The organism is Streptomyces triticisoli (assembly GCF_003270085.1).
Lineage (GTDB): Bacteria > Actinomycetota > Actinomycetes > Streptomycetales > Streptomycetaceae > Streptomyces > Streptomyces triticisoli.
Genome location: NZ_QFDQ01000165.1, coordinates 1 through 24,228 on the forward strand (window position 1 = coordinate 1; position 24,228 = coordinate 24,228).

General features: G+C 71.3%; 20 protein-coding genes and 1 pseudogene. 15 read left to right on the forward strand and 6 right to left on the reverse strand.

The window, feature by feature from the left end:
- On the forward strand, nucleotides 1-321 hold a 321-nt coding region (locus DEP02_RS22190; protein WP_232839231.1), incomplete at its 5' end, for a helix-turn-helix domain-containing protein.
- A gap of 16 nt (nucleotides 322-337) precedes the next feature.
- Complete coding sequence (locus DEP02_RS22195; protein ID WP_112469470.1) at nucleotides 338-1,129, forward strand: phosphatase; 792 nt, start codon at nucleotides 338-340, stop codon at nucleotides 1,127-1,129.
- 72 nt (nucleotides 1,130-1,201) lie between these two features.
- Here the strand turns inward: DEP02_RS22195 and DEP02_RS22200 are convergent.
- From DEP02_RS22200 to DEP02_RS22215, 4 genes and pseudogenes are all read right to left on the reverse strand, one after another.
- Nucleotides 1,202-2,185, reverse strand: a pseudogene (locus DEP02_RS22200) (cation diffusion facilitator family transporter); the annotation flags it as partial.
- Nucleotides 2,186-2,190: 5 nt separating this feature from the next.
- A complete protein-coding gene (gene tesB / locus DEP02_RS22205) occupies nucleotides 2,191-3,063 on the reverse strand; it encodes an acyl-CoA thioesterase II (RefSeq protein WP_112469454.1) in 873 nt (290 codons plus the stop codon).
- A gap of 6 nt (nucleotides 3,064-3,069) precedes the next feature.
- On the reverse strand, nucleotides 3,070-4,227 hold the full coding sequence (locus DEP02_RS22210; protein ID WP_112469455.1) for an acyl-CoA dehydrogenase family protein: 1,158 nt from the start codon (nucleotides 4,225-4,227) through the stop codon (nucleotides 3,070-3,072).
- 369 nt (nucleotides 4,228-4,596) lie between these two features.
- Nucleotides 4,597-5,214: an SACE_7040 family transcriptional regulator gene (locus tag DEP02_RS22215; RefSeq protein ID WP_112469456.1), complete on the reverse strand. Its 618-nt coding sequence runs from the start codon at nucleotides 5,212-5,214 to the stop codon at nucleotides 4,597-4,599.
- An 85-nt stretch (nucleotides 5,215-5,299) separates the two neighbouring features.
- Here DEP02_RS22215 and DEP02_RS22220 point away from each other — a divergent pair, with 85 nt between their 5' ends.
- From DEP02_RS22220 to DEP02_RS22260, 9 genes are all read left to right on the forward strand, one after another.
- Entirely contained in the window at nucleotides 5,300-6,916 is a 1,617-nt protein-coding gene (locus tag DEP02_RS22220) for a carboxyl transferase domain-containing protein (RefSeq protein WP_112469457.1), read from the forward strand.
- Nucleotides 6,917-6,932: 16 nt separating this feature from the next.
- Complete coding sequence (locus tag DEP02_RS22225) at nucleotides 6,933-8,882, forward strand: acetyl-CoA carboxylase biotin carboxylase subunit (protein WP_112469458.1); 1,950 nt, start codon at nucleotides 6,933-6,935, stop codon at nucleotides 8,880-8,882.
- Nucleotides 8,879-9,829 (forward strand): hydroxymethylglutaryl-CoA lyase, encoded by a 951-nt coding sequence (locus tag DEP02_RS22230; RefSeq protein WP_112469459.1) that lies wholly within the window; start codon nucleotides 8,879-8,881, stop codon nucleotides 9,827-9,829. The genes DEP02_RS22225 and DEP02_RS22230 overlap by 4 nt, the downstream gene beginning before the upstream one ends.
- Before the next feature lie 7 nt (nucleotides 9,830-9,836).
- Complete coding sequence (locus tag DEP02_RS22235; protein ID WP_112469460.1) at nucleotides 9,837-10,997, forward strand: acyl-CoA dehydrogenase family protein; 1,161 nt, start codon at nucleotides 9,837-9,839, stop codon at nucleotides 10,995-10,997.
- 115 nt (nucleotides 10,998-11,112) lie between these two features.
- Nucleotides 11,113-12,162, forward strand: coding sequence for an ABC transporter substrate-binding protein (locus DEP02_RS22240; RefSeq protein ID WP_112469461.1), 1,050 nt, complete (start codon nucleotides 11,113-11,115; stop codon nucleotides 12,160-12,162).
- A gap of 166 nt (nucleotides 12,163-12,328) precedes the next feature.
- Nucleotides 12,329-13,771, forward strand: a complete 1,443-nt coding sequence (locus tag DEP02_RS22245; RefSeq protein ID WP_112469462.1) for a pyridoxal phosphate-dependent decarboxylase family protein — start codon at nucleotides 12,329-12,331, stop codon at nucleotides 13,769-13,771.
- Nucleotides 13,755-15,038 carry a lysine N(6)-hydroxylase/L-ornithine N(5)-oxygenase family protein gene (locus DEP02_RS22250; protein WP_198668534.1) on the forward strand — a complete coding sequence of 428 codons (1,284 nt, stop codon included), beginning with the start codon at nucleotides 13,755-13,757 and terminating at the stop codon, nucleotides 15,036-15,038. Before DEP02_RS22245 ends, DEP02_RS22250 begins: the two co-directional genes overlap by 17 nt.
- Complete coding sequence (locus tag DEP02_RS22255; RefSeq protein WP_112469464.1) at nucleotides 15,035-15,562, forward strand: GNAT family N-acetyltransferase; 528 nt, start codon at nucleotides 15,035-15,037, stop codon at nucleotides 15,560-15,562. The genes DEP02_RS22250 and DEP02_RS22255 overlap by 4 nt, the downstream gene beginning before the upstream one ends.
- On the forward strand, nucleotides 15,559-17,328 hold the full coding sequence (locus DEP02_RS22260; protein ID WP_112469465.1) for an IucA/IucC family protein: 1,770 nt from the start codon (nucleotides 15,559-15,561) through the stop codon (nucleotides 17,326-17,328). The genes DEP02_RS22255 and DEP02_RS22260 overlap by 4 nt, the downstream gene beginning before the upstream one ends.
- 80 nt (nucleotides 17,329-17,408) lie before the next feature.
- Here DEP02_RS22260 and DEP02_RS22265 read toward each other — a convergent pair whose 3' ends face one another.
- Complete coding sequence (locus DEP02_RS22265) at nucleotides 17,409-18,989, reverse strand: beta-N-acetylhexosaminidase (protein ID WP_112469466.1); 1,581 nt, start codon at nucleotides 18,987-18,989, stop codon at nucleotides 17,409-17,411.
- 265 nt (nucleotides 18,990-19,254) lie between these two features.
- Here DEP02_RS22265 and DEP02_RS22270 point away from each other — a divergent pair, with 265 nt between their 5' ends.
- Nucleotides 19,255-19,512 (forward strand): hypothetical protein, encoded by a 258-nt coding sequence (locus DEP02_RS22270; RefSeq protein ID WP_073952882.1) that lies wholly within the window; start codon nucleotides 19,255-19,257, stop codon nucleotides 19,510-19,512.
- Between the two features lie 13 nt (nucleotides 19,513-19,525).
- Nucleotides 19,526-21,343, forward strand: coding sequence for a glutamine--fructose-6-phosphate transaminase (isomerizing) (glmS, locus tag DEP02_RS22275; RefSeq protein ID WP_112469467.1), 1,818 nt, complete (start codon nucleotides 19,526-19,528; stop codon nucleotides 21,341-21,343).
- A gap of 173 nt (nucleotides 21,344-21,516) precedes the next feature.
- On the opposite strand, the gene DEP02_RS22280 is transcribed toward glmS, so the two are convergent.
- On the reverse strand, nucleotides 21,517-22,044 hold the full coding sequence (locus DEP02_RS22280; RefSeq protein ID WP_112469468.1) for a universal stress protein: 528 nt from the start codon (nucleotides 22,042-22,044) through the stop codon (nucleotides 21,517-21,519).
- A 468-nt stretch (nucleotides 22,045-22,512) separates the two neighbouring features.
- Here DEP02_RS22280 and DEP02_RS22285 point away from each other — a divergent pair, with 468 nt between their 5' ends.
- Both DEP02_RS22285 and DEP02_RS22290 read left to right on the forward strand, forming a co-directional pair.
- Nucleotides 22,513-22,797 carry a hypothetical protein gene (locus DEP02_RS22285; protein ID WP_112469471.1) on the forward strand — a complete coding sequence of 95 codons (285 nt, stop codon included), beginning with the start codon at nucleotides 22,513-22,515 and terminating at the stop codon, nucleotides 22,795-22,797.
- Between the two features lie 378 nt (nucleotides 22,798-23,175).
- Nucleotides 23,176-24,228: helix-turn-helix domain-containing protein (locus DEP02_RS22290; protein ID WP_112469469.1), on the forward strand; the 1,053-nt coding region annotated here is incomplete at its 3' end.

Consider the following 24,228-nt stretch of genomic DNA (forward strand, 5'->3'; position numbering starts at 1 on the left):
ACCCGGGCCAGGACGATCACGTCGGCGTCGCCCGAAATGGGCCTGCCGGGGAAGAGAGCCCAACTGGCCTTCTTCACGCGCGACGAGGCCGACGCGCACGCCCGCGCCCTGCTCGCCCCGATCAGCGCGGTGCCGGCGCTCACCGAGACACTGCGCACCTGGCTTTCCCTGCACGGCAGTTGGGACCGCACCGCGGTCGCCCTGTCCGTGCACCGCAACACCGTCCGCCAGCGCATCGCCCGCTGTGCCGCGCTGCTCGGCACCGACCTGGACGACCCGGACGTCCGCATGGAACTGTGGTTCGCCCTGCGGCGGGCATGACACCACAATGGGGGCCATGCCGATACCCGGGACACCCAGCCGCGCCGAACTCGTCGACCACCTCGTGAGGACCCGCATCGCCGGGGCTGTCGCCACCCCCCGCGAGAACAACCTCTCCCACTACCGCAAACTCGCGAACGGCGACCGCCACTTCTGGCTCGGGCTGGAGTTCGGCGACCGCTGGAGCGACGAGCAGGACGTGCTCGCGGTGATGGCCGAGCGCGTCGGCGTCAGCGACGACCCGGAGCACCGCTACGGCCAGGACACCATCGACCCCGAGCTGACCGTCGACGCCCTGGAGCGGATGGCCGGCCGGCTGCGCAAGGCGGCCGACGGGCAGCAGCGGGTGCTGTTCGCCACCGGCCACCCCGGTGGTCTGCTCGACGTGCACCGCGCCACGGCCGCCGCTCTGCGCGCCGCCGGCTGCGAGATCACCGTCATCCCGGACGGGCTGCAGACGGACGAGGGGTACGTCATGCAGTTCGCGGACGTGGCCGTCCTCGAACACGGTGCCACGCTGTGGCACACCCACTCCGGCGAGCCGATGCGCGCCATCCTCACCGGCCTGGAGCGCGAGGGCCGCCCGCTGCCGGACCTGGTCGTCGCCGACCACGGCTGGGCGGGCTGTGCCGGTCAGCACGGCGTGGACTCCGTCGGCTACGCGGACTGCAACGACCCGGCCCTCTTCCTCGCCGAGGCCGAGGGGACGCTTCAGGTGGCGGTACCGCTCGACGACCACGTGGTCAGCCCCCGGTACTACGACCCGATGACGGCGTACCTGCTGGACCGGGCGGGCCTGGCGGCGTAGGGCCTTCGTTGGGTCCTTGGTAGGGCCCTGGTAGGGCCCTGGTAGGGCCTTCAGAGACCGGCCCGGCTCATACGGCCAGGGGTTCAGGCCCGCCGAGCGGCGCTGCGCGCAGCCCGGCGTCGGGTCCAGGTAGACCCGACCGACGCTGGGGAACTCCTCCCGCAGCCGCTGCTCGGCCTGCTCGCACGCCCACTCGACCTGGGCCGCGCTCGACACGTCCCGGAAGTCGACCTTGGCGGCCACCAGGGCCTCCCGCGGGCCCTGCACGAGTGTGGTCAGCTCCAGTACGGCCTCGATGTGCTCCACCGCCAGCAGCTCCTGCCGGATCCGCTCCCGTGTGGAGCGGGGCAGCGGGCGCCCGACGAGCAGTTCGGCGTTGGACCGGCCCAGCACCCAGGCGACGTACAGCAGCAGGAGGCCGATGCACAGGGAGGCGATCCCGTCCCAGACCCCGGATCCGGTGAGCTGCCCGCCGAGCAGGCCGCCCGCCGCGAGGGCCAGACCGATCAGCGCGGCCGAGTCCTCCATGACGACCGCTTTCACGGCGGTGTCGGGGGTGCGCCGCAGATAGTGCCGGAAGGGCACCTTCCGGCGGGCCGCCTCGCCGTGCGCCTGGCGCACGGCGGTGCGCAGCGAGAAGCCCTCCAGCAGGAAGGCGACCGCGAGCACGAGGTACGAGGCCAGGGGGTCGCCCAGTTCCTCCCCCTGGGTGAGGGTGTGGACGGCGTCGTAGAGGGAGAAGACGGCGCCGCCGACGAAGGTGGCGACGGCGGCGAGCAGCGCCCACAGGTACCGCTCGGCGCCGTAGCCGAGCGGGTGGTCCTCGTCGGCGGGTTTCCCGCTGCGTTTGAGCGCGGTGAGCAGCAGCACCTCGGTGACGGTGTCGGCGACCGAGTGCGCGGCCTCCGACAGCATCGCGCTGGATCCGCTGATCACCCCGGCGACCGCCTTGGCCAGCGCGACGCCGAGGTTGGCGAGGGCGGCGACGATCACCGTGAAGGTGCTCTCGCCGCCGCCGGTGTCCTGTTGTGAGGCTTTGCGTGCGGTGTCCGCCATGTCCCTCAGTGTTCCCGGGGAACGCGGACCACGCCCTCCTGGATCACCGAGATGGCCAGTCGGCCGTCCTGTGTGTAGATACGGGCCTGGCCGAGGCCCCGTCCGCCGTGCGCGGAGGGCGACTCCTGGTCGTACAGCAGCCACTCGTCGGCCCGGAACGGCCGGTGGAACCACATCGCGTGGTCCAGTGAGGCCCCGACGACGTCCCCGACCGCCCAGCCGCCGCGCCCGTGGGCGAGCAGCACCGAGTCGAGCAGCGTCATGTCGGACACGTAGGTGGCGAGGACGACGTGCAGGAGAGGATCGTCGCCGAGCTTGCCGTTGGTGCGGAACCACACCTGGGAGTGCGGTTCGCGCGGCTCGCCGAACCTGCCGTACGGCGGCTCGTCGACGTACCGCAGGTCGACCGCCTCGCGGGCCTCCCGGAACCGGTCCACGACCTCGGCCGGGAGGTGGCCGTAGCCGCGCAGGCGCTCGTCGGAGGTGGGCAGGGTCGCAGGGTCGGGGGCGGCCGGCGCGGGGGCCTGGTGGTCGAGCCCGTCCTCATGGGTCTGGAAGGACGCCGAGAGGTGGAAGATCGGCTGCCCGTGCTGGACGGCGACCACCCGGCGGGTGGTGAAGGAGCGGCCGTCGCGGATGCGGTCCACCGTGTAGACGATGGGCGCGCCCGGGTCGCCGGGGCGCAGGAAGTACGCGTGCAGCGAGTGCGCGTGCCGGTCCTCGGGGACCGTGCGCCCGGCGGCGACCAGCGCCTGCGCCGCGACCTGCCCGCCGAAGACGCGCGGGACGACCGCGAAGTGGGACCGGCCGCGGAAGATGTCCTGCTCGATCCGCTCGAGGTCGAGCAGATCGAGCAGGGACTGGAGTGCCTGGCTCATGGTTCCTTACAGGCCCATGTCCTTGGCGATGATCGTCTTCATGATCTCGCTGGTGCCGCCGTAGATGCGGTTGACTCGGTTGTCCGCGTACAGGCGGGCGATCGGGTACTCGTTCATGTAGCCGTAGCCGCCGTGCAGCTGCAGGCAGCGGTCGATGACGCGGTGGGCGACCTCGGTGCAGAACAGCTTGGCGGAGGCGGCCTCGGCGGGGGTCAGCTCGCCGGCGTCGAGCGCTTCGAGCGCCCGGTCGGCGACGGCTTCCGCCGCGTCCACCTCGGCCTGGCAGGCGGCCAGCTCGAACTTGGTGTTCTGGAAGTGGGCGACCGGCTTGCCGAAGACGGTGCGCTCCTGCACGTACTGCTTGGCGAACCGGACGGCGGCCTTGGCCTGCGCGTAGGCGCCGTAGGCGATGCCCCAGCGCTCGGAGGGCAGGTTGGCGCCGAGGTAGGAGAAGCCCTTGTTCTCCTCGCCGAGCAGGTCCTCGACGGGCACCTTGACGTCGACGAAGGCGAGCTCGGCGGTGTCGGAGGTCCTGAGCCCCAGCTTGTCGAGCTTGCGGCCCACCGAGTAGCCCTCGGACTTGGTGTCCACGGCGAACAGGGAGATCCCGTGGCGGCGGTCCTCGGCCGTGGCCGCGGCGGTACGGGCGCAGACGATGACCTTGTCGGCGTGCACACCGCCGGTGATGAAGGTCTTGGCGCCGTTGAGGACGTAGTGCGTCCCGTCCTCGCTCAGCCTGGCGGTGGTCTTCATGCCCGCGAGGTCGGAGCCGGTGCCGGGCTCGGTCATCGCGATGGCCCACATCTCCTCGCCGGAGACGAACTTGGGCAGGAACCGCTTCTTCTGCTCGTCGGTGGCGAGCATCTTGAGGTAGGGCAGTGCGAGCAGGACGTGCACGCCGGAGCCGCCGAAGGTGACGCCCGCGCGGGCGGTCTCCTCGGACTGGATGGCCTCGAACTTGTGCGTCTCGAGCCCCGCGCCGCCGTACTCCTCGGGCACGTTGATGCCGAAGAGGCCAAGCTCGGCGAGCTTGTAGTAGAACTCGCGGGGCACGATGCCCTGCGCGAACCACTCGTCGTACACCGGTACGACCTCAGCCTCGATGAAGGCGCGAAGGGTCTCCCGGAACGCCTCGTGATCCTCGTCGAACACCGTACGGCGCACGCCGCCACCACCCTTCCACGCGCCTGAACCGGCGCCGCTCTCGCGTACCTGGCTGCTCGCCGTCCGGGTTCCTCAATCGATGACTGCGGCCCGATGGCTAAGCGCTTGCTCATACAAACGTACCGACGAGTAGGCGCTCCGGTAAAGTCCCCGCATCAGTAACGCCGGTCACTGCACCCCGCCAGGGGTGTGGGAGTCGGCGGGGGCGGTGGGCGCTTGCGCCCCCGAGGGGCGCGGGGCTGTATCGACATGCGGCTCCTCCCCCAAGCTCTTGACGAGCAGGGGGACCCCCATCGGGGGCGCGACCAACCACGACGCACCCGCAGCCGCCCGACCAGGGCGACCCACCCACCCCTGAGGCGCCCCCGCTCAGCCCGCCGCAGGCGAACTCGCCGCGGCGAAGGCCCCCCGGGCCATCCGGTGCAGCAGCTCCGCCGTGGCCCCCCGCCCCGGCAGCGAGCCGGCCCGCCCCAGGTGCGGCGTGGAGTTCAGCAGCCCGAACACCGAGTGGACGGCCGACCGCGCGGCCGGCTCCGCGAGCTCCGGGTGCACCTCCCGCACCACCCCCACCCACAACTCCACGTACTGCCGCTGAAGCTGCCGCACCAGCTTGCGGTCGCTGTCCCGGAGGCGGTCCAGCTCCCGGTCGTGCAGAGTGATGAGCGGGCGGTCGTCGAGCGCGAAGTCGATGTGTCCCTCGATGAGGGAGTCGAGCACGGCCTCCGGGCCGCCCGGCCCCGCTCCCCCGTCCGCCTCCGCCAGCCGCCGCTTCGCCCCCGTCAGCAACTGCCCGCTGATACCGACCAGCAGCTCCGCGAGCATCGCGTCCTTGCCCGCGAAGTGCCGGTAGAGCCCCGGCCCGCTGATGCCCACCGCGGCGCCTATCTCGTCGACGCCGACGCCGTGGAAGCCACGTTCGGCGAAGAGCCGCGCGGCCTCCTTGAGGATCTGCTCGCGGCGGGTGGGGGCGTCGGTTCGCGTGGTCATGGGAACGATTCTAGACAGGGAGGTTAGCGGTCGTTAACCTGAAGGGAGTGGGTTAACGCTCATTAACACGTGAGGGGACCGCAGGATGCATCAGGCACCGGAGCTGACGAGCGCGGCCGACCCCGCGTCGGAGGCCTGGCGGGCCAACGAAGAGGCTCACCGCGCGCTCGCCGAGGAGCTGCGCGGAAAGCTCGCCGCCGCCCGGCTCGGCGGCGGCGAGAAGGCACGCGCGCGGCACACCGCGCGCGGAAAGCTGCTGCCGCGCGACCGCGTGGACACGCTGCTCGACCGCGGCTCGCCCTTCCTGGAGCTGGCGCCGCTGGCCGCCGACGGGATGTACGAGGGGCAGGCCCCGGCCGCCGGGGTGATCGCCGGGATCGGCAGGGTCAGCGGCCGTGAGTGCGTGATCGTCGCCAACGACGCCACCGTCAAGGGCGGGACGTACTACCCGATGACGGTGAAGAAGCACCTGCGCGCGCAGGAGGTGGCCCTGGAGAACCGCCTCCCGTGCCTGTACCTGGTCGACTCGGGCGGCGCCTTCCTGCCCCTGCAGGACGAGGTCTTCCCCGACCGTGAGCACTTCGGCCGGATCTTCTACAACCAGGCCCGCATGTCCGGCGCCGGCATCCCGCAGATCGCCGCCGTCCTCGGCTCCTGCACGGCCGGCGGGGCCTACGTCCCGGCGATGAGCGACGAGGCCGTGATCGTCCGCAACCAGGGCACGATCTTCCTGGGCGGGCCCCCGCTGGTGAAGGCGGCCACCGGCGAGGTCGTCACCGCCGAGGAGCTGGGCGGCGGCGAGGTGCACTCCCGCACCTCCGGCGTCACCGACCACCTCGCGGAGGACGACGCCCACGCCCTGCGGATCGTCCGCACGATCGTCTCCACCCTCCCCGCGCGCGGGGAACTGCCCTGGGAGGTCACCGGGGCCGTCGAGCCGAAGGTCGACCCCCACGGGCTCTACGGCGCCGTCCCGGCCGACCCCCGCACCCCCTACGACGTCCGCGAGATCATCGCGCGCGTGGTGGACGGCTCCCGCTTCGCCGAGTTCAAGGCCGAGTTCGGGCAGACCCTGGTCACCGGCTTCGCCCGGATCCACGGCCACCCGGTCGGGATCGTCGCCAACAACGGCATCCTGTTCTCCGAGTCCGCCCAGAAGGGCGCCCACTTCATCGAGCTGTGCGACCAGCGGGGCATCCCCCTGGTGTTCCTGCAGAACATCTCCGGCTTCATGGTGGGCAGGGACTACGAGGCCGGCGGCATCGCCAAGCACGGCGCCAAGATGGTCACGGCCGTCGCCTGCACACGCGTGCCCAAGCTGACGGTGGTCGTCGGCGGGTCGTACGGCGCGGGGAACTACTCCATGTGCGGCAGGGCGTACTCCCCCCGCTTCATGTGGATGTGGCCGAACGCCAAGATCTCGGTCATGGGCGGCGAGCAGGCCGCCTCCGTCCTCGCCACCGTCAAGCGCGACCAGCTCGAGGCCCGCGGGGAGCAGTGGCCCGTCGAGGACGAGGAGTCCTTCAAGGCGCCCATCCGCGCCCAGTACGAGCAGCAGGGCAACGCCTACTACGCCACCGCCCGACTCTGGGACGACGGCGTGATCGACCCGCTGGAAACCCGCCAGGTACTGGGCCTGGCCCTGACCGCGTGTGCCAACGCTCCGCTGGGCGACCCCCAGTTCGGCGTCTTCCGGATGTGAGGGGGAGCTCGTAGAGATGTTCGAAACAGTTCTGGTGGCCAACCGCGGCGAGATCGCCGTCCGCGTCATCCGCACCCTGCGCGCCCTCGGCGTGCGCTCGGTGGCCGTCTTCTCCGACGCCGACGCGGACGCCCGGCACGTCCGGGAGGCCGACACCGCGGTGCGGATCGGCCCGGCGCCCGCGGCCGAGAGCTACCTGTCCGTCGACCGGCTGCTGGAGGCCGCCGCCCGCACCGGCGCCCAGGCCGTCCACCCCGGGTACGGCTTCCTCGCGGAGAACGCCGGCTTCGCGCGCGCCTGCGAGGAGGCCGGGCTGGTCTTCATCGGCCCTCCCGCGGACGCGATCTCCCTCATGGGCGACAAGATCCGCGCCAAGGAGACGGTGAAGGCGGCCGGGGTTCCGGTGGTCCCCGGCTCCAGCGGCTCCGGGCTCACCGACGACGAGCTCGCCGACGCCGCCCGCGGGATCGGCATGCCGGTGCTGCTCAAGCCCTCCGCCGGAGGCGGCGGCAAGGGCATGCGGCTGGTGCGGGACGCCGAGCGGATCTCCGAGGAGATCGCCGCCGCCCGCCGCGAGGCCCGCGCCTCCTTCGGCGACGACACCCTGCTCGTCGAGCGCTGGATCGACCGGCCCCGGCACATCGAGATCCAGGTCCTGGCCGACGGCCACGGCAACGTCGTGCACCTGGGCGAGCGCGAGTGCTCCCTCCAGCGCCGCCACCAGAAGATCGTCGAGGAGGCGCCGAGCGTGCTCCTCGACGAGGAGACCCGGGCCTCGATGGGCGAGGCGGCGGTCCAGGCCGCCCGCTCCTGCGGCTACCGGGGCGCGGGCACGGTGGAGTTCATCGTGCCCGGCGGGGATCCGACGGCGTACTACTTCATGGAGATGAACACCCGCCTGCAGGTGGAGCACCCGGTCACCGAGCTGATCACCGGTGTGGACCTGGTGGAGTGGCAGCTGCGGGTGGCGGCGGGCGAGCCGCTGGCGTTCGCCCAGGAGGACGTCTCCCTCACCGGTCACGCCATCGAGGCCCGCCTGTGCGCCGAGGACCCCGCACGCGGGTTCCTGCCCTCGGGCGGCACCGTGCTGCGGCTGCGCGAGCCGCAGGGCGAAGGGGTGCGCACCGACTCCGGGCTGAGCGAGGGCACGGAGGTCGGCAGCCTGTACGACCCGATGCTGTCCAAGGTGATCGCCTACGGCCCCGACCGGGCCACCGCGCTCAGGAAACTCCGCGCGGCCCTCGCCCGCACGGTCACCCTGGGCGTGCAGACCAACGCCGGCTTCCTGCGCCGGCTGCTGGCCCACCCGGCCGTCGTGGCGGGCGAGCTGGACACCGGGCTGGTGGAGCGGGTGGTCGACGAGCTGGTCGCCACGGACGTGCCGGAGGAGGTCTACGAGGCCGCCGCCGCCGTACGGCTGGAGGCACTGCGGCCGAAGGGCGGGGGCTGGACCGACCCGTTCTCGGTGCCGAGCGGCTGGCGGCTGGGCGGGGAACCGAAGCCGATGGCGTTCCCGCTGCGGGTGCCGGGACTGGATCCCGTCACTCACCCGGTGCGCGGCACCCACGCGGTCACCGGCGACACGGTCTCGGTCACCCTGGACGGCGTCCGCCACACCTTCCACCGCGCCGCCGACTGGATCGGGCGCGACGGCGACGCCTGGCACGTGCGCGACCACGACCCGGTGGCCGCGTCCCTCGGCCGCGCGGCCCACTCCGGCGCCGACTCGCTCACCGCCCCCATGCCGGGCACGGTCACGGTGGTGAAGGTGGCCGTCGGCGACGAGGTGGCCGCGGGCCAGAGCCTGCTGGTGGTCGAGGCGATGAAGATGGAGCACGTCATCTCCGCCCCGCACGCCGGCACCGTCACCGCACTGGACGTCGCTCCGGGCGCGACGGTCGCCATGGACCAGGTGCTGGCGGTCATCGCGCCCGCGGAGACCGCACCGGAGGAGGAGACGGCATGAGCACCCCCGAACCCGGCCTGCCCATGGTCGTCCCGGCCCCCGACTTGCCCGCCCGGGTCAGGATCCACGAGGTCGGCCCGCGCGACGGGCTGCAGAACGAGAAGGCGACCGTGCCGACCGAGGTCAAGGCGGAGTTCATCCGCCGCCTCGCTGGCGCGGGCCTGAGGACGGTCGAGGCCACCAGCTTCGTCCACCCGAAGTGGGTGCCCCAACTGGCCGACGCGGAAGCACTGTTCCCGCAGGTCAAGGACCTGGAAGGGGTGCACCTGCCAGTCCTGGTGCCCAACCCGCGGGGCCTGGAGCGCGCGCTCGCCCTCGGAGCGGACCGCATCGCCGTGTTCGCCAGCGCCACCGAGTCCTTCGCCAAGGCCAACCTCAACCGCACGGTGGCGGAGTCCCTCGCGGTCTTCGAACCGGTCGTGGCCCGCGCGAAGGACGAGGGCGCCCACGTCCGCGGCTATGTCTCCATGTGCTTCGGCGACCCCTGGGAGGGCGCCGTCCCCCTCCACCAGGTCGTCGACGTGTGCCGGGCGCTGCTGGACATGGGCTGCGACGAGCTGAGCCTCGGGGACACGATCGGCGTGGCGACCCCCGGTCACGTACTCGCACTGCTGGCCGCACTGGGCGAGCGGCACGTGCCGGCCTCCGTGCTCGGCGTGCACTTCCACGACACCTACGGCCAGGCCCTCGCCAACACCCTGGCCGCGCTCCAGCACGGCGTCACCACCGTCGACGCCTCCGCGGGCGGCCTCGGCGGCTGCCCGTACGCCAAGTCCGCCACCGGCAACCTCGCCACCGAGGACCTGGTGTGGATGCTGCACGGCCTCGGCATCGACACCGGGGTCGACCTCGGCCGCCTCGTCGCCACGAGCGAGTGGATGGCCGACCGGCTGGGCCGTCCCAGCCCTTCCCGCACCCTCCGCGCCCTCTCCCACAAGGAGCAGTGATTCGACGATGAACCACCGTCTGACCCCCGAGCTGGAGGAACTCCGCCGCACCGTCGAGGAGTTCGCACACGACGTCGTGGCCCCCAAGATCGGCGACTTCTACGAGCGGCACGAGTTCCCGTACGAGATCGTGCGGGAGATGGGCCGGATGGGCCTGTTCGGGCTGCCGTTCCCGGAGGAGTACGGCGGCATGGGCGGCGACTACCTGGCCCTCGGCATCGCGCTGGAGGAGCTGGCCCGCGTCGACTCCTCGGTCGCCATCACCCTGGAGGCCGGGGTGTCGCTCGGCGCGATGCCGCTGCACCTGTTCGGCACCGAGGAGCAGAAGCGGCAGTGGCTGCCCAAGCTGTGCTCCGGCGAGATGCTGGGCGCCTTCGGCCTGACGGAGCCTGACGGCGGCTCGGACGCGGGGGCGACCCGTACGACGGCCCGCCTGGACCCGGACACGAACGAGTGGGTGATCAACGGCACCAAGTGCTTCATCACCAACTCGGGCACGGACATCACCGGCCTGGTGACGGTCACCGCGGTCACCGGCCGCAAGCCCGACGGCCGCCCGCTGATCTCCGCGATCATCGTCCCCTCGGGCACGCCCGGCTTCACGGTGGCGCCCGCCTACTCGAAGGTCGGCTGGAACGCCTCGGACACCCGTGAGCTGTCCTTCTCCGACGTCCGGGTGCCGGCGGCGAACCTGCTGGGCGAGGAGGGCCGCGGCTACGCGCAGTTCCTGCGGATCCTGGACGAGGGCCGGATCGCCATCGCGGCGCTGGCGACGGGGCTCGCCCAGGGCTGCGTGGACGAGTCGGTGAAGTACGCCAAGGAGCGCCACGCCTTCGGCAGGCCGATCGGCGCCAACCAGGCCATCCAGTTCAAGATCGCCGACATGGAGATGAAGGCCCACACGTCCCGCCTCGCCTGGCGTGACGCGGCCTACCGGCTGGTGGCGGGCGAACCCTTCAAGAAGGAGGCGGCCCTGGCCAAGCTCTATTCCTCCACGATCGCCGTCGACAACGCCCGTGACGCCACCCAGATCCACGGCGGCTACGGCTTCATGAACGAGTATCCGGTCGCCCGCATGTGGCGCGACTCCAAGATCCTGGAGATCGGCGAGGGCACGAGCGAGGTGCAGCGGATGCTGATCGCGAGGGAACTGGGCCTGACGGGCTGACACTCCCCGGGCGTGGGCGCGGCGACCCGCCCCCTGGACAGCAACTGAGGTTAGGCTAACCTACCTTCGAACCTGTCCGGCGGGCGCCCCGCCCCGTTCGAAAGCAGTCATACCCATGCCCAACGCCCGTACCACCACCCTCTCCCGCCGCGGCATCATCGCCGCGGGCGGCGCCCTCGGCCTCGGTGCCGTGCTCGCAGCCTGCGGCAGCGAGGACGCGAAAAACGGTGGGTCGGGCAACGGAACGGCCGCCGCCGGGTCCGGCCCCTGGTCCTTCGAGGACGACCGGGGGCAGAGCGTCAAGGCCGACCAGGTTCCGTCGAACATCGTGGCCTTCGTCGGCGTGGCCGCCGCGCTGTACGACTACGGCGTCCGGGTCAAAGGCGTCTTCGGCCCGACGACGACCAAGGACGGCAAGGCCGACGTACAGGCCGGCGACATGGACGTCAGCAAGGTGACGGTCCTCGGCAACGAGTGGGGCCAGTTCAGCATCGAGAAGTACGCGGCCCTCGCCCCCGACGCCCTGATCTCCACCATGTTCGACGACGCGGGCACCCTCTGGTACGTCCCGGAGGAGTCGAAGAAGAAGATCCTCGCCGTCGGCGCCCCCACCGTCGGCATCTCCGTCTACGACCGGCAGCTGACCGAGCCGCTGGAGCGCATGCTCGCGCTCGCGAAGTCCCTCGGCGCGGACGTCACCACCGACAGGGTCACGCGGGCGAAGAAGCGCTTCGAGGACGCGGCCGCCCGGCTGCGCGCCGCCGCCAAGGCCAAGCCGGACATCAAGGTGATGGCGGGCTCGGCCGCCCAGGACCTGTTCTACGTCTCCGGCACCAACCTCTCCGTCGACCTGGAGTACTTCAAGGCCCTCGGCGTGAACCTCGTCGAGCCCCCCGAGAGCGCCAAGAAGCAGGGCGGCGGCTGGTTCGAGTCGCTGAGCTGGGAGAACGCCGACAAGTACGCGGCGGACGTCATCATGATGGACAACCGCACCTCGGCCATCCAGCCCGCCGACATCACTCAGGCCACCTGGAAGAAGCTCCCCGCCGTCCAGGCCGGCCAGGTCGTCCCGCGCACCGCCGAGCCGGTTCTGTCCTACGACAAGTGCGCCCCGCTGCTGGAGGACCTGGCGAAGGCCATCGAGACGGCCGAGAAGGTCGCCTGAACCCTCTGCCGGGAGGGCCGCGCCGCGCGGTGGAGTGACACCGGCCGGAGGTGGGGCAGCGCCTCACCGGAGCCCAACTAAGGCTAGGCTAGCCTAAGTTGATGTCGCGCGGCTCCGCCCCTCAACGCGTCCCCACGGACGTCCCCACCCACCGGAGGACCCCCACATGCGCTCACACCTGCTCAATGACCTCACCGCGGAGCACTACCGCCGCTCCGTGAAAGAAGGAGTGGAGCGGGTGGCCGCCAGGCTCGCCGCCACCGACCGTCCGTTCACCGGGATCACGGCCGACGCCCTCGCCCCCCGCGTCGAGCGGATCGACCTCGACCGTCCGCTGAACGACACCACGGCGGCCCTCGACGAGCTGGAGGAGATCTACCTGCGGGACGCGGTCTACTTCCACCACCCCCGCTACGTCGCCCACCTCAACTGCCCGGTCGTCATCCCCGCGGTGCTCGGCGAGGCCGTCCTGTCCGCCGTCAACTCCTCCCTGGACACCTGGGACCAGTCGGCCGGCGGCACCCTGATCGAGCGCAGGCTCATCGACTGGACGGCCGCCCGCATCGGCCTCGGTCCCGCCGCCGACGGCGTGTTCACCTCCGGCGGCACCCAGTCCAATCTCCAGGCACTGCTGCTCGCCCGTGAGGAGGCCAAGACGGACTCCCCGGCCCGGCTGCGGATCCTCACCTCCGGGATCAGCCACTTCAGTGTGCGCAAGTCGGCCAAACTCCTGGGTCTGGGCCCCGAGTCGGTGGTCCCCGTCCCCGTCGACCACCACCAGCGGATGCGGACGGTCGCGCTCGCCCGCGAACTGGAGCGCTGCCGCCGCGAGGGCCTGGTCCCCATGGCCGTGGTCGCCACCGCCGGCACCACCGACTTCGGCTCCATCGACCCGCTGCCCGAGATCGCCGAACTGTGCGCGCGGTACGGCACCTGGCTGCACGTCGACGCGGCCTACGGCTGCGGCCTGCTGGTCTCCCCCACCCGCCGCCACCTGCTCACCGGCATCGAAAGCGCCGACTCGGTCACCGTCGACTACCACAAGTCCTTCTTCCAGCCGGTGAGTTCGTCCGCCCTGCTGGTCCGGGACACCTCCACCCTGCGGCACGCCACCTACCACGCGGACTACCTCAACCCGCGCCGTGCGGTCACCGAGCGCATCCCCAACCAGGTCGACAAGTCCCTCCAGACCACCCGCCGCTTCGACGCCCTCAAGCTGTGGATGACACTGCGCGTGATGGGCGCCGACGGGATCGGGCAGCTCTTCGACGAGGTGTGCGACCTGGCGGCCGAGGGCTTCCAGCTGCTCGCCGCCGACCCGCGCTTCGAGGTCGTCGCCGAGCCGGCCCTGTCGACCCTGGTCTTCCGCTGCCTCCCGGCCGCCGCCACCGACCCCGCCGAGATCGACCGCGCCAACCTCCACGCCCGCAAGGCCCTGTTCGCCTCCGGCGACGCCGTGGTCGCCGGCACCAAGGTCGCCGGCCGCCACTACCTGAAGTTCACCCTGCTCAACCCCGAGACCACGCCGGACGACCTCGCCGCCGTCCTCGACCTGATCACCGGCCACGCCGAGCAGTACCTGGGAGGGTCCCTTGACCGCGCGTCCTGAAGCCCCCACCGCCCCTTACGACTTCGTGGGAATCGGGCTCGGCCCCTTCAACCTCGGCCTCGCCTGCCTCACCGAGCCGATCACCGGACTCGACGGCGTCTTCCTGGAGTCCAAGCCCGACTTCGAGTGGCACTCGGGGATGTTCCTCGACGGCGCCCACCTGCAGACCCCGTTCCTGTCGGACCTGGTGACCCTCGCCGACCCGACGTCCCCGTATTCCTTCCTCAACTACCTGAAGGAGAAGGGCCGTCTGTACTCGTTCTACATCCGCGAGAACTTCTACCCCCTCCGGATCGAGTACGACGACTACTGCCGCTGGGCGGCGGCCCGGCTGAGCAGCGTCCGCTTCGGCACGACGGTCACCGAGGTGACGTACGACGAGACGGACGAGCTGTACGCCGTACGGACGCACACCGGGGCGACCTACCGCGCCCGCCGGCTGATCCTCGGCACCGGCACCCCTCCGCACCTCCCGGACGCCTGCCGCGGCCTGGGCGGCGACTTCCTCCACACCTCCCGCTACCGGGAGCACCGGGCACGGCTCCAGCGCAAGAAGTCGATCACACTGGTCGGCAGCGGCCAGTCCGCCGCCGAGATCTACCACGACCTGCTCGGCGAGATCGACGTCCACGGCTACCGCCTGAACTGGGTCACCCGCTCCCCGCGTTTCTTCCCGCTGGAGTACACCAAGCTCACTCTGGAGATGACCTCCCCGGAGTACGTCGACTACTACCACGCGCTGCCGGAGCCGACCCGCTACCGCCTCACCGAACAGCACAAGGGCCTGTTCAAGGGCATCGACGGGGACCTGATCGACGACATCTTCGACCTGCTCTACCGGAAGAACCTCACCGGCCCGGCCCCCACCCGCCTGCTCACCAACTCCACGCTCACCGAGGCGGCGTACGACGACGGCACGTACACCCTCACCTTCCGCCAGGAGGAGCAGGGCAAGGACTTCGAGCTGCGCAGCGAGGGTCTGGTCCTGGCGACCGGCTACCGGTACGCCGAACCGGAGTTCCTGCGGCCCATCCGCGACCGCCTGCGCCGCGACTCCCACGGCAACTTCGACATCGCCCGCAACTACGCCATCGACGTCACCGGCCGGGGCGTCTTCCTGCAGAACGCCGGCGTGCACACCCACAGCGTCACCAGCCCCGACCTGGGCATGGGCGCCTACCGCAACAGCTGCATCATCCGGGAGCTGCTCGGCACCGAGTACTACCCGGTCGAAAAGACGATCGCCTTCCAGGAGTTCGCTGTATGACGGCCTTCACGATCCGTCCGCTCGACCCGCTGCAGGACGCCGAGCTGCTGCACGGCTGGGTCACGCACCCCAAGGCCAGGTTCTGGATGATGCGGGACGCGAAGCCGGCGGACGTCGAGCGCGCCTACCTGGAGATCGCCGCCGACGAGCACCACCACGCGTTCCTCGGCCTGCACGACGGGGAGCCCGCCTTCCTGCTGGAGCGGTACGACCCCGCCCACCGGGAGCTGGCCGGACTGTACGAGCCCGAGCCGGGCGACGTCGGCATGCACTTCCTGGTCGCGCCCACCGACACACCCGTGCACGGGTTCTCCCGGGCCGTGATCACCGCCGTGATGGCCCACCTCTTCGAGGACCCGGCGACGAGAAGGGTGGTGGTCGAGCCCGACGTGCGCAACACGGCCGTGCACGCCCTGAACGAAGCCGTCGGCTTCGTGCCGGAGCGGGAGATCCGGAAGCCGGAGAAGACGGCGCTGCTCAGCTTCTGCACGCGGGAGCGGTTCGAGGAGGCGGTGCGCGCATGACCCTCGCCGACGCCGTGGCCCACCTCTCCCCCGAGCACTGGGAGACCGCCAACCGCCTGCTGATGCGCAAGGCCCTCGCCGAGTTCGCCCACGAGCGGCTGCTCACGCCCGAGCCGGACGGCGACCACTACGTCGTCCGCGCCGACGACGGCCTGACCCACTACCGCTTCACCGCCACCCGCCGCGCCCTCGACCACTGGCAGGTGGACCCGGAGTCCATCTCCCGCCACCGCGCGGACGCCGAACTCCCCCTGGCCGCCCTGGACTTCTTCATCGAGCTGAAGCGGACCCTGGGCCTGAGCGACGAGATCCTGCCGGTCTACCTGGAGGAGATCTCCTCCACCCTGGCGAGCACCTGCTACAAGCTCACCAAGCCGCGGGTGACCTCCGCCGAGCTCGCGGACAGCGGCTTCCAGGACATCGAGACCGGCATGACCGAGGGCCACCCCTGCTTCGTGGCCAACAACGGGCGGCTCGGCTTCGGCGTCCACGAGTACCTCTCCCACGCCCCCGAGACCGCGAGCCCCGTCCGGCTGGTGTGGCTGGCCGCGCACCGCTCACGGGCGGCCTTCACGGCGGGCGCCGGCATCGAGTACGAGGCGTTCCTGCGGGAGGAGTTGGGCGGGGCGACCGTCGAGCGGTTCGAGAAGCGGCTGCGCGAACAGGGCCTCGACCCCGCCGAATACCTGCTCGTCCCCGTCCACCCCTGGCAGTGGTGGAACAAGCTCACCGTCACCTTCGCCGCCGAGATCGCCCGCCGCCACCTGGTCTGTCTGGGCGAGGGCGACGACGAGTACCTGGCCCAGCAGTCCATACGGACCTTCTTCAACGCCTCCCACCCCGAGAAGCACTACGTCAAGACCGCCCTCTCCGTCCTCAACATGGGCTTCATGCGCGGGCTTTCGGCCGCCTACATGGAGGCCACCCCGGCCATCAACGACTGGCTCGCGCAGCTGATCGACAGCGACCCGGTGCTGAGGTCGACGGGCCTGACGATCATCCGCGAGCGGGCGGCGGTCGGCTACCGCCACCTGGAGTACGAGGCGGCCACGGACCGCTACTCGCCGTACCGGAAGATGCTGGCCGCGCTCTGGCGGGAGAGCCCGGTGCCCTCGCTGCGGGAGGGCGAGTCCCTGGCCACCATGGCATCCCTCCTCCATGTGGACCACGAGGGCGCGTCCTTCGCGGGCGCGCTGATCGAACGCTCCGGGCTGGCGCCCTCGGAGTGGCTGCGGCACTACCTGCGGGCCTACTTCACGCCTCTTCTCCACAGTTTCTACGCCTACGACCTGGTGTTCATGCCGCACGGAGAGAACGTGATCCTCGTCCTGGAGGACGGCGTGGTGCGGCGGGCGGTCCACAAGGACATCGCCGAGGAGATCGCGGTGCTGGACCCGGACGCCGCGCTGCCGCCCGAGGTGCGGCGGATCCGGGTGGAGGTCCCGGAGGACAGGAAGCTGCTGTCGATCCTCACGGACGTCTTCGACTGCTTCTTCCGCTTCCTGGCCGCGCAGCTCGCCACCGAGGGAGTCCTTCAGGAGGACGACTTCTGGCGGACGGTCGCCGAGGTGGTCCGCGCATACCAGGCGTCGGTGCCCGAACTCGCCGAGAAGTTCCGGCAGTACGACATGTTCGCCCCCGAGTTCGCGCTGAGCTGCCTCAACCGGCTCCAGCTGCGGAACAACCAGCAGATGGTGGACCTGGCGGACCCGTCGGGCGCGCTGCAGCTGGCCGGGAACCTGAAGAACCCCCTCGCGGAGTTCTGACCCGGACGGGCGGGCACCCCGGAGTACGGTCCTCCGGGGTGCCCGCCGGCACGTTCGTCCACTGGGCGCTCACCGGGCGCTCACTGAGCGGGCCAGGGCACCTGCGGCGACCGGTGGTACCCGATCCCCAGCGCGTCCCAGCGCGGCGCCTGGGCCGCGAGCCGCACCTTGTAGGTGTCCCAGTCGTGCGTGGCCGCCGGCGACCAGCCCAGCTCGGCGACGCCGGGCAGCCGGGGGAAGGCCATGGTGTCGATGTGGGCGGAGGTGGACAGGGTCTCCGACCACAGCGGGGCCTCGACACCGTGTACGGCGGACGCGGGCGCACCCGGCAGATAGCTGCCCGGGTCCCAGTCGTACGACCGCTGGACCTCGACGTACCCGGCCCAGGCCAGGCCCAGCGGGGTGTCCTTGGTGTACTTCATGTCCAGGTACACCCGGTCGGCCGGGGACAGGATCAGCCCGGTGCCGTTCTGCGCGGCCCGTGCGACCTGCGCCTTCTCCGCCGCGCTGGTGGAGTCCAGGCCCCAGTACTGGGCGAGGGCGCCCTTGGCGGGGGTGGCGCCGGTCAGCTGGTGCCAGCCGATGACCGTCTTGCCGTACTTGGCGACGATCGGCTGCACGCGGTCCATGAACTTCACGTAGTCGTCGTGACTCGTGGAGTGCGCCTCGTCACCGCCGATGTGCAGGTAGCGGCCGGGGGTGAGGGCGGCCAGCTCGCGGATCACGTCGTCCACGAAGTCGTAGGTGATCTCCTTGTGCACGCACAGCGAGCTGAAGCCGACCTTGGTGCCGGTGTAGAGCGGGGGCGCCACGCCGTCGCAGTTCAGCTCGGCGTAGGAGGCCAGGGCCGCGTTGGTGTGGCCGGGCATGTCGATCTCGGGGACGACCTCCAGGTGGCGGGAGGCGGCGTGGCGGACGATCTCCTTGTAGTCGGCCTTGGTGTAGTGGCCGCCCGGGCCGCCGCCGACCTGGGTGGAGCCGCCGTGGGTGGCCAGGCGCGGCCAGGAGTCGATGGCGATGCGCCAGCCCTGGTCGTCGCTGAGGTGCAGGTGCAGCTTGTTGATCTTGTAGAGGGCGAGTTCGTCGATGTAGCGCTTGACCTGCGCGACGGTGAAGAAGTGCCGGGAGACGTCGAGCATGGCGCCGCGGTACGCGTAGCGCGGGCTGTCCTGGATGGTGCCGCCCGCGACCAGCCACGGCCCCGGCTGCACGGACCTCTTCTCGACGGCGGCGGGCAGCAGCTGGCGCAGGGTCTGCACGCCGTGGAAGAGCCCGGCCGGCTCCCTGGCGGTGATGGTCACGCCCTCGGCCCCGCTGTCGAGGCGATAGCCCTCGGCGCCGAACGGACCCTTGTCCAGCCGCAGTCGGATGCCTCCCTGGCCGTGCGTGGTCACGGGCAGGCGGTAGCCGGTCGAGGGGCGCAGGATGTCCGCGAGGTACGCGCCGACCTGGCGGACCTCGCGGGAGTCGTCGACGCGGATGTGGGTGCCGGGGGTGACGCGGTACGGGGTTGTGCCGGCCTGCACGGAGGCGGGGGCGGGGACCACCTGGTCCAGGGGGGTCGCGGCCCGCTGGTGCCCCGCGTGGCCGGCAGGCGCGGCGCCCACGGCGAAAGCCCCGGTCGCCGCCACCAGCAGCAGCGAACCCAGGGCTCGGGTCATTCGGGTCGTACGGGGAGTCGTTCTGTGGTGCCGTCTCACATGCGCTCCCTTCGCTCGGCTCGGAGGCTCGGTGAACCCCGATGGTATGGACCAGTCTCTCGCGGCCGCGGTGAAACAGTCCCCCCGCGGCGGAAATCATCCGGAAGAACGACATGGGACGCGCGACGGCGACACCCTCGAGCGGAGGCAAGGACTCCACCGAAATCCTGCCCGAAATCGGGCAGGATTCTTGCGTGAGCGGCCTCCGTACTCCAAAATCCTCCGGGTGCACGACGAACTTGTTGATCACCTGGCGCGGTCCACGCCCCTGAACCGGGGCGAGGCGCTGCGGGTGGTCCAGGACGTGCTCGCCTACTTCGACGAGACGACCGAGGAGTTCGTCCGTCGCCGCCACCGCGAGCTGCAGGCCCAGGGCCTGGTGAACGCGGAGATCTTCGAACGGATCGGGGCGGAACTGAAATACCGCGCGGTGGCGCCGCCGGAGCTCTCCCTCCGGCAGCTGCGGCGGATCGTCTACGGCTGAGGAACACCTCCATATGTGCGGAATCGTCGGATACATCGGGAAGCGTGACGTCGCCCCGCTGCTCCTGGAGGGCCTGCAGCGCCTGGAGTACCGCGGCTACGACTCGGCGGGCATCGTCGTCACCTCCCCGAAGACGCCGGGCCTGAGAATGGTCAAGGCCAAGGGCCGGGTCCGGGACCTCCGGGCGAAGGTCCCGGCCCGCTTCAAGGGCACCACCGGCATCGCCCACACCCGCTGGGCCACCCACGGCGCCCCCTCCGACGTGAACGCCCACCCGCACATGTCGGCCGACGACAAGGTCGCCGTCGTGCACAACGGCATCATCGACAACGCCGCCGACCTGCGCCGCAAGCTGGAGGCGGACGGCGTGGAGTTCCTCTCCGAGACCGACACCGAGGTCCTCACCCACCTCATCGCCCGCTCCGAGGCCGAGACGCTGGAGGAGAAGGTCCGCCAGACCGTCCGCCTGGTCGAGGGCACCTACGGCATCGCCGTGCTGCACGCCGACTTCCCCGACCGGATCGTGGTCGCCCGCAACGGCTCGCCGGTCGTGCTCGGCATCGGCGAGAAGGAGATGTTCGTCGCCTCCGACGTCGCCGCGCTGGTCACCCACACCCGCCAGATAGTCACGCTCGGCGACGGCGAGATGGCCACCCTCACGGCCGACGACTTCCGTACGTACACCACCGAGGGCACCCGGACGACCGCCGAGCCGACCACCGTGGAGTGGGAGGCCGAGTCGTACGACACGGGCGGCCACGACACGTACATGCACAAGGAGATCCACGAGCAGGCCGAGGCCGTGGACCGGGTGCTGCGCGGCCGGATCGACGACCGGTTCGCCACCGTGCACCTCGGCGGCATCAACCTCGACATCCGCGAGGCGCGCGCGGTGCGCCGGGTGAAGATCCTGGGCTGCGGCACCTCGTACCACGCGGGCATGATCGGCGCCCAGATGATCGAGGAGCTGGCCCGTATCCCGGCCGACGCCGAGCCGGCCTCCGAGTTCCGGTACCGCAACGCGGTGGTGGACCCCGACACCCTGTACATCGCGGTCTCGCAGTCCGGTGAGACCTACGACGTGCTGGCGGCCGTGCAGGAGCTCAAGCGCAAGGGCGCGCGGGTGCTCGGCGTCGTCAACGTGGTCGGCTCCGCGATCGCCCGCGAGGCGGGCGGCGGCATCTACGTGCACGCCGGCCCCGAGGTGTGCGTGGTGTCCACCAAGTGCTTCACCAACACCTGCGTCGCCTTCGCGCTGCTGGCGCTGCACCTGGGCCGCATCCGCGACCTGTCGGTGCGCGACGGCAAGCGGATCATCGAGGGCCTGCGCAGGCTCCCGGCGCAGATCTCCGAGATCCTGAAGCAGGAGGAGGAGATCAAGGAGCTGGCGAAGAGTTGCGCCGACGCCCGCTCGATGCTCTTCATCGGCCGTGTCCGGGGCTACCCGGTGGCCCGTGAGGCCTCCCTGAAGCTCAAGGAGGTCTCCTACATCCACGCCGAGGCCTACCCGGCCTCCGAGCTCAAGCACGGCCCGCTGGCCCTGATCGAGCCCGCCCTGCCGACGGTGGCGATCGTGCCGGACGACGACCTGCTGGAGAAGAACCGCGCGGCCATGGAGGAGATCAAGGCCCGCAGCGGCAGGATCCTCGCCGTCGCCCACCAGGAGCAGGAGAAGGCCGACCGGACGGTCGTCGTCCCCAAGAACGAGGACGAACTGGACCCGATCCTCATGGGCATCCCCCTCCAACTCCTCGCCTACCACACGGCATTGGCCCTGGGCCGAGACATCGACAAGCCAAGGAACCTGGCCAAGTCGGTAACGGTGGAGTAAGACGCCCCAAAGGGGCGCGGGGCTGCATCGATATGCGGCTCCTCCCCCAAGCTCTTGACGAGCAGGGGAGACCCCCATCGCGGGCGCGACCAACCACAACGCGCCCGCACAGGCAGAACCAACCAGAACGCCCCCCCACGTGTGCCTCATCACGCAGGGGGGCGTCACCCCCTTCAGGGGATGACGACCACAGGCCGCTTCGCACGTTTGGCGAGCCGCCCGGCGACCGAGCCGAACAGCCGGCCGACGATTCCGTGCGTGGAGCCGACCACGATCGCGTCCGCCGCGTACTCCTTGCCGACCTCCTCGAGCTCGTGGCAGATGTCGCCGCCGCGCTCCACCAGGATCCACGGCACCTCCGCGAGGTAGTCCGCGCAGGCGAGTTCGAGCCCGAGGACCTCGGTGCGGTGGTCGGGGACGTCGACGAAGACGGGCGGCTCGCAGCCGGCCCACACCGTGGTGGGCAGCCGGTTGGCGACGTGCACGATGATCAGGCCCGAGTGGGTGCGCCGCGCCATGCCGACCGCGTAGGCGAGGGCGCGCTCGCTGGAGACGGAACCGTCGAAGCCGACGACGACACCGTGCTTGAACGCCGGATCACAGGGCCGGCGTGGCTCTTCCGCCGCCAGGGGATCGGCCGCCGTGGGGTCGGCGACCGGCCGCTTGCGGTTTGCGGATTCGAAGAATTCGTGACCGGCCATGGCTGTCTCGGCGATGTGATCCTTTGTCGGGGACGACAGTGTGCGGCGGAGTGGTGTCCGGGAATCGTCTTCCCGTCCCCATACCCCCAAGGGTACGGTCGCACGCCTCCTCAAGGCCCTGCGGTGTCCTGTGGGACCCGGCCCGTCCCGCACACTCTCCTTGGCGGTTCCTCGGAGCATGCACGAAGCGACGCCCGTAACGCAATGGTTGCTGCCTCGTACAGGCGGTTTGGACAGGGTTCACTCACCGGTGGCCGTGCACCTGCGGTACGGGCCGCCCGTCCGGCACGGGGTGTCGCCACGGCGCCGCGGAGTGACCGACCGGTCGGACGGGCGTTGAACCCGGGGAACCGCCGCCGTAGGGAGCACGCCGTGCCCGGACCCCGTACCGCCCCCGCCGTCCCCGCCTTTCCCGCCGTCCCCGAGCGCCGCCCGTCGGCCGGGAGGGGCGCGGAGGCCGCCGGCACGGTGGGCGACGGTGTGAGTGAGGTGATCCGCTGGTCCGCCTTCAGCTGCGTCGTCGTCCCGGTGGTCCTGCTCTGGTACGGCACCTCGCTCCCCGGCGCCACCGGCACCGCGCTGGGTCTCGCGGCCGTCACCGGGGTCTGCCGGATCCTGCTGCGCCAGTCGGAGCGCGGGGCGGCCCGGCTGCGCGGCGAGGAGCGCGCCCCGCACCGCGGCCGTCACCACAGAACCGGGACGGGTGCTCACCGGGGCGGTCGGCGCCCGGGCGGAGCGACACCGGTCGACTGACCGGTTTCCGCGCACACGAACGTATGTTTTCAGCCAACTTCCCGCACCCGTGCACCCCCCGGTCGAAGCACCCCCTACCCCCCGTTCGACCTGCACGGAAAGGGTCTCAGGGGCCCCGCGCACCCTATGCGGTTTGGCCACTGCGACAAGGCGCACTTCCCTGCACGCTCCCCGAGTGCAACGCTTCGTGATCGAATGCTTCACGCCAAGTTGCCATGTCGACAATCCGCCGGGTGGCGAACCGGTCACCGCGGCACGGCGTGACACAGTAGATTCGATCTTGACTGTCTTACGGCGGGGGACTCGTGCAGGACCGAGGGGAAACGTGCAGGAGCGACACAACCGAGGAGCCGCGACCACCGAGGGGGGCTTAGCAGGATGAGCCACGACTCCACTGCCGCGCCGGAAACCGCGGCCCGGAAGCTGTCGGGGCGACGCCGCAAGGAGATCGTCGCGGTGCTGCTGTTCGGCGGCGGCCCCATCTTCGAGAGTTCCATACCGCTGTCGGTGTTCGGGGTTGACCGCCAGGACGCCGGCGTGCCGCGCTACCGACTGCTGGTGTGCGGCGGCGAGGACGGCCCACTGCGGACCACGGGGGGCCTGGAACTCACCGCGCCACATGGACTGGAGGCGATCTCGCGCGCGGGCACGGTCGTCGTGCCGGCCTGGCGCTCGATCACCTCGCCGCCGCCTCAGGAGTCGCTCGACGCGCTGCGCCGGGCGCACGAGGAGGGCGCCCGCATCGTGGGCCTGTGCACCGGGGCCTTCGTGCTGGCCGCGGCCGGCCTGCTGGACGGCCGCCCGGCGACCACGCACTGGATGTACGCGCCGACGCTGGCCAAGCGCTATCCGTCGGTGCACGTCGATCCACGGGAGCTGTTCGTCGACGACGGCGACGTGCTGACGTCGGCGGGTACGGCCGCCGGAATCGACCTGTGCCTGCACATCGTGCGCGCGGACCACGGCCAGGAGGCGGCGGGCGCGCTGGCCCGGCGGCTGGTGGTCCCGCCCCGCCGGGGCGGAGGCCAGGAACGCTACCTGGACCGCTCTTTACCGGAGGAGATCGGCGCCGACCCGCTGGCCGAGGTCGTCGCCTGGGCGCTGGAGCATCTGCACGAGCAGTTCGACGTGGAGACGCTGGCGGCGCGGGCGTACATGAGCCGTCGTACGTTCGACCGCCGCTTCCGCTCGCTGACCGGCAGCGCGCCGCTGCAGTGGCTGATCACGCAGCGGGTGCTGCAGGCGCAGCGGCTGCTGGAGACGTCGGACTACTCGGTGGACGAGGTCGCGGGCCGCTGCGGCTTCCGCTCCCCGGTGGCGCTGCGCGGCCACTTCCGGCGGCAGCTGGGCGCGTCGCCGGCGGCCTACCGGGCGGCGTACCGGGCGCGGCGCCCGCAGACGGACCGCCCGCCGGACGCCGACACCCCCACG

Bases quoted from the DNA above. Each gene is read 5' to 3' on its own strand.
- DEP02_RS22195 (WP_112469470.1), top strand. From the start codon at position 338: ATGCCGATACCCGGGACACCCAGCCGCGCCGAACTCGTCGACCACCTC.
- tesB (WP_112469454.1), bottom strand. From the start codon at position 3,063: ATGAGCCAGGCACTCCAGTCCCTGCTCGATCTGCTCGACCTCGAGCGG.
- DEP02_RS22215 (WP_112469456.1), bottom strand. From the start codon at position 5,214: ATGACCACGCGAACCGACGCCCCCACCCGCCGCGAGCAGATCCTCAAG.
- DEP02_RS22220 (WP_112469457.1), top strand. From the start codon at position 5,300: ATGCATCAGGCACCGGAGCTGACGAGCGCGGCCGACCCCGCGTCGGAG.
- DEP02_RS22225 (WP_112469458.1), top strand. From the start codon at position 6,933: ATGTTCGAAACAGTTCTGGTGGCCAACCGCGGCGAGATCGCCGTCCGC.
- DEP02_RS22230 (WP_112469459.1), top strand. From the start codon at position 8,879: ATGAGCACCCCCGAACCCGGCCTGCCCATGGTCGTCCCGGCCCCCGAC.
- DEP02_RS22235 (WP_112469460.1), top strand. From the start codon at position 9,837: ATGAACCACCGTCTGACCCCCGAGCTGGAGGAACTCCGCCGCACCGTC.
- DEP02_RS22240 (WP_112469461.1), top strand. From the start codon at position 11,113: ATGCCCAACGCCCGTACCACCACCCTCTCCCGCCGCGGCATCATCGCC.
- DEP02_RS22245 (WP_112469462.1), top strand. From the start codon at position 12,329: ATGCGCTCACACCTGCTCAATGACCTCACCGCGGAGCACTACCGCCGC.
- DEP02_RS22255 (WP_112469464.1), top strand. From the start codon at position 15,035: ATGACGGCCTTCACGATCCGTCCGCTCGACCCGCTGCAGGACGCCGAG.
- DEP02_RS22260 (WP_112469465.1), top strand. From the start codon at position 15,559: ATGACCCTCGCCGACGCCGTGGCCCACCTCTCCCCCGAGCACTGGGAG.
- DEP02_RS22265 (WP_112469466.1), bottom strand. From the start codon at position 18,989: ATGACCCGAGCCCTGGGTTCGCTGCTGCTGGTGGCGGCGACCGGGGCT.
- glmS (WP_112469467.1), top strand. From the start codon at position 19,526: ATGTGCGGAATCGTCGGATACATCGGGAAGCGTGACGTCGCCCCGCTG.
- DEP02_RS22280 (WP_112469468.1), bottom strand. From the start codon at position 22,044: ATGGCCGGTCACGAATTCTTCGAATCCGCAAACCGCAAGCGGCCGGTC.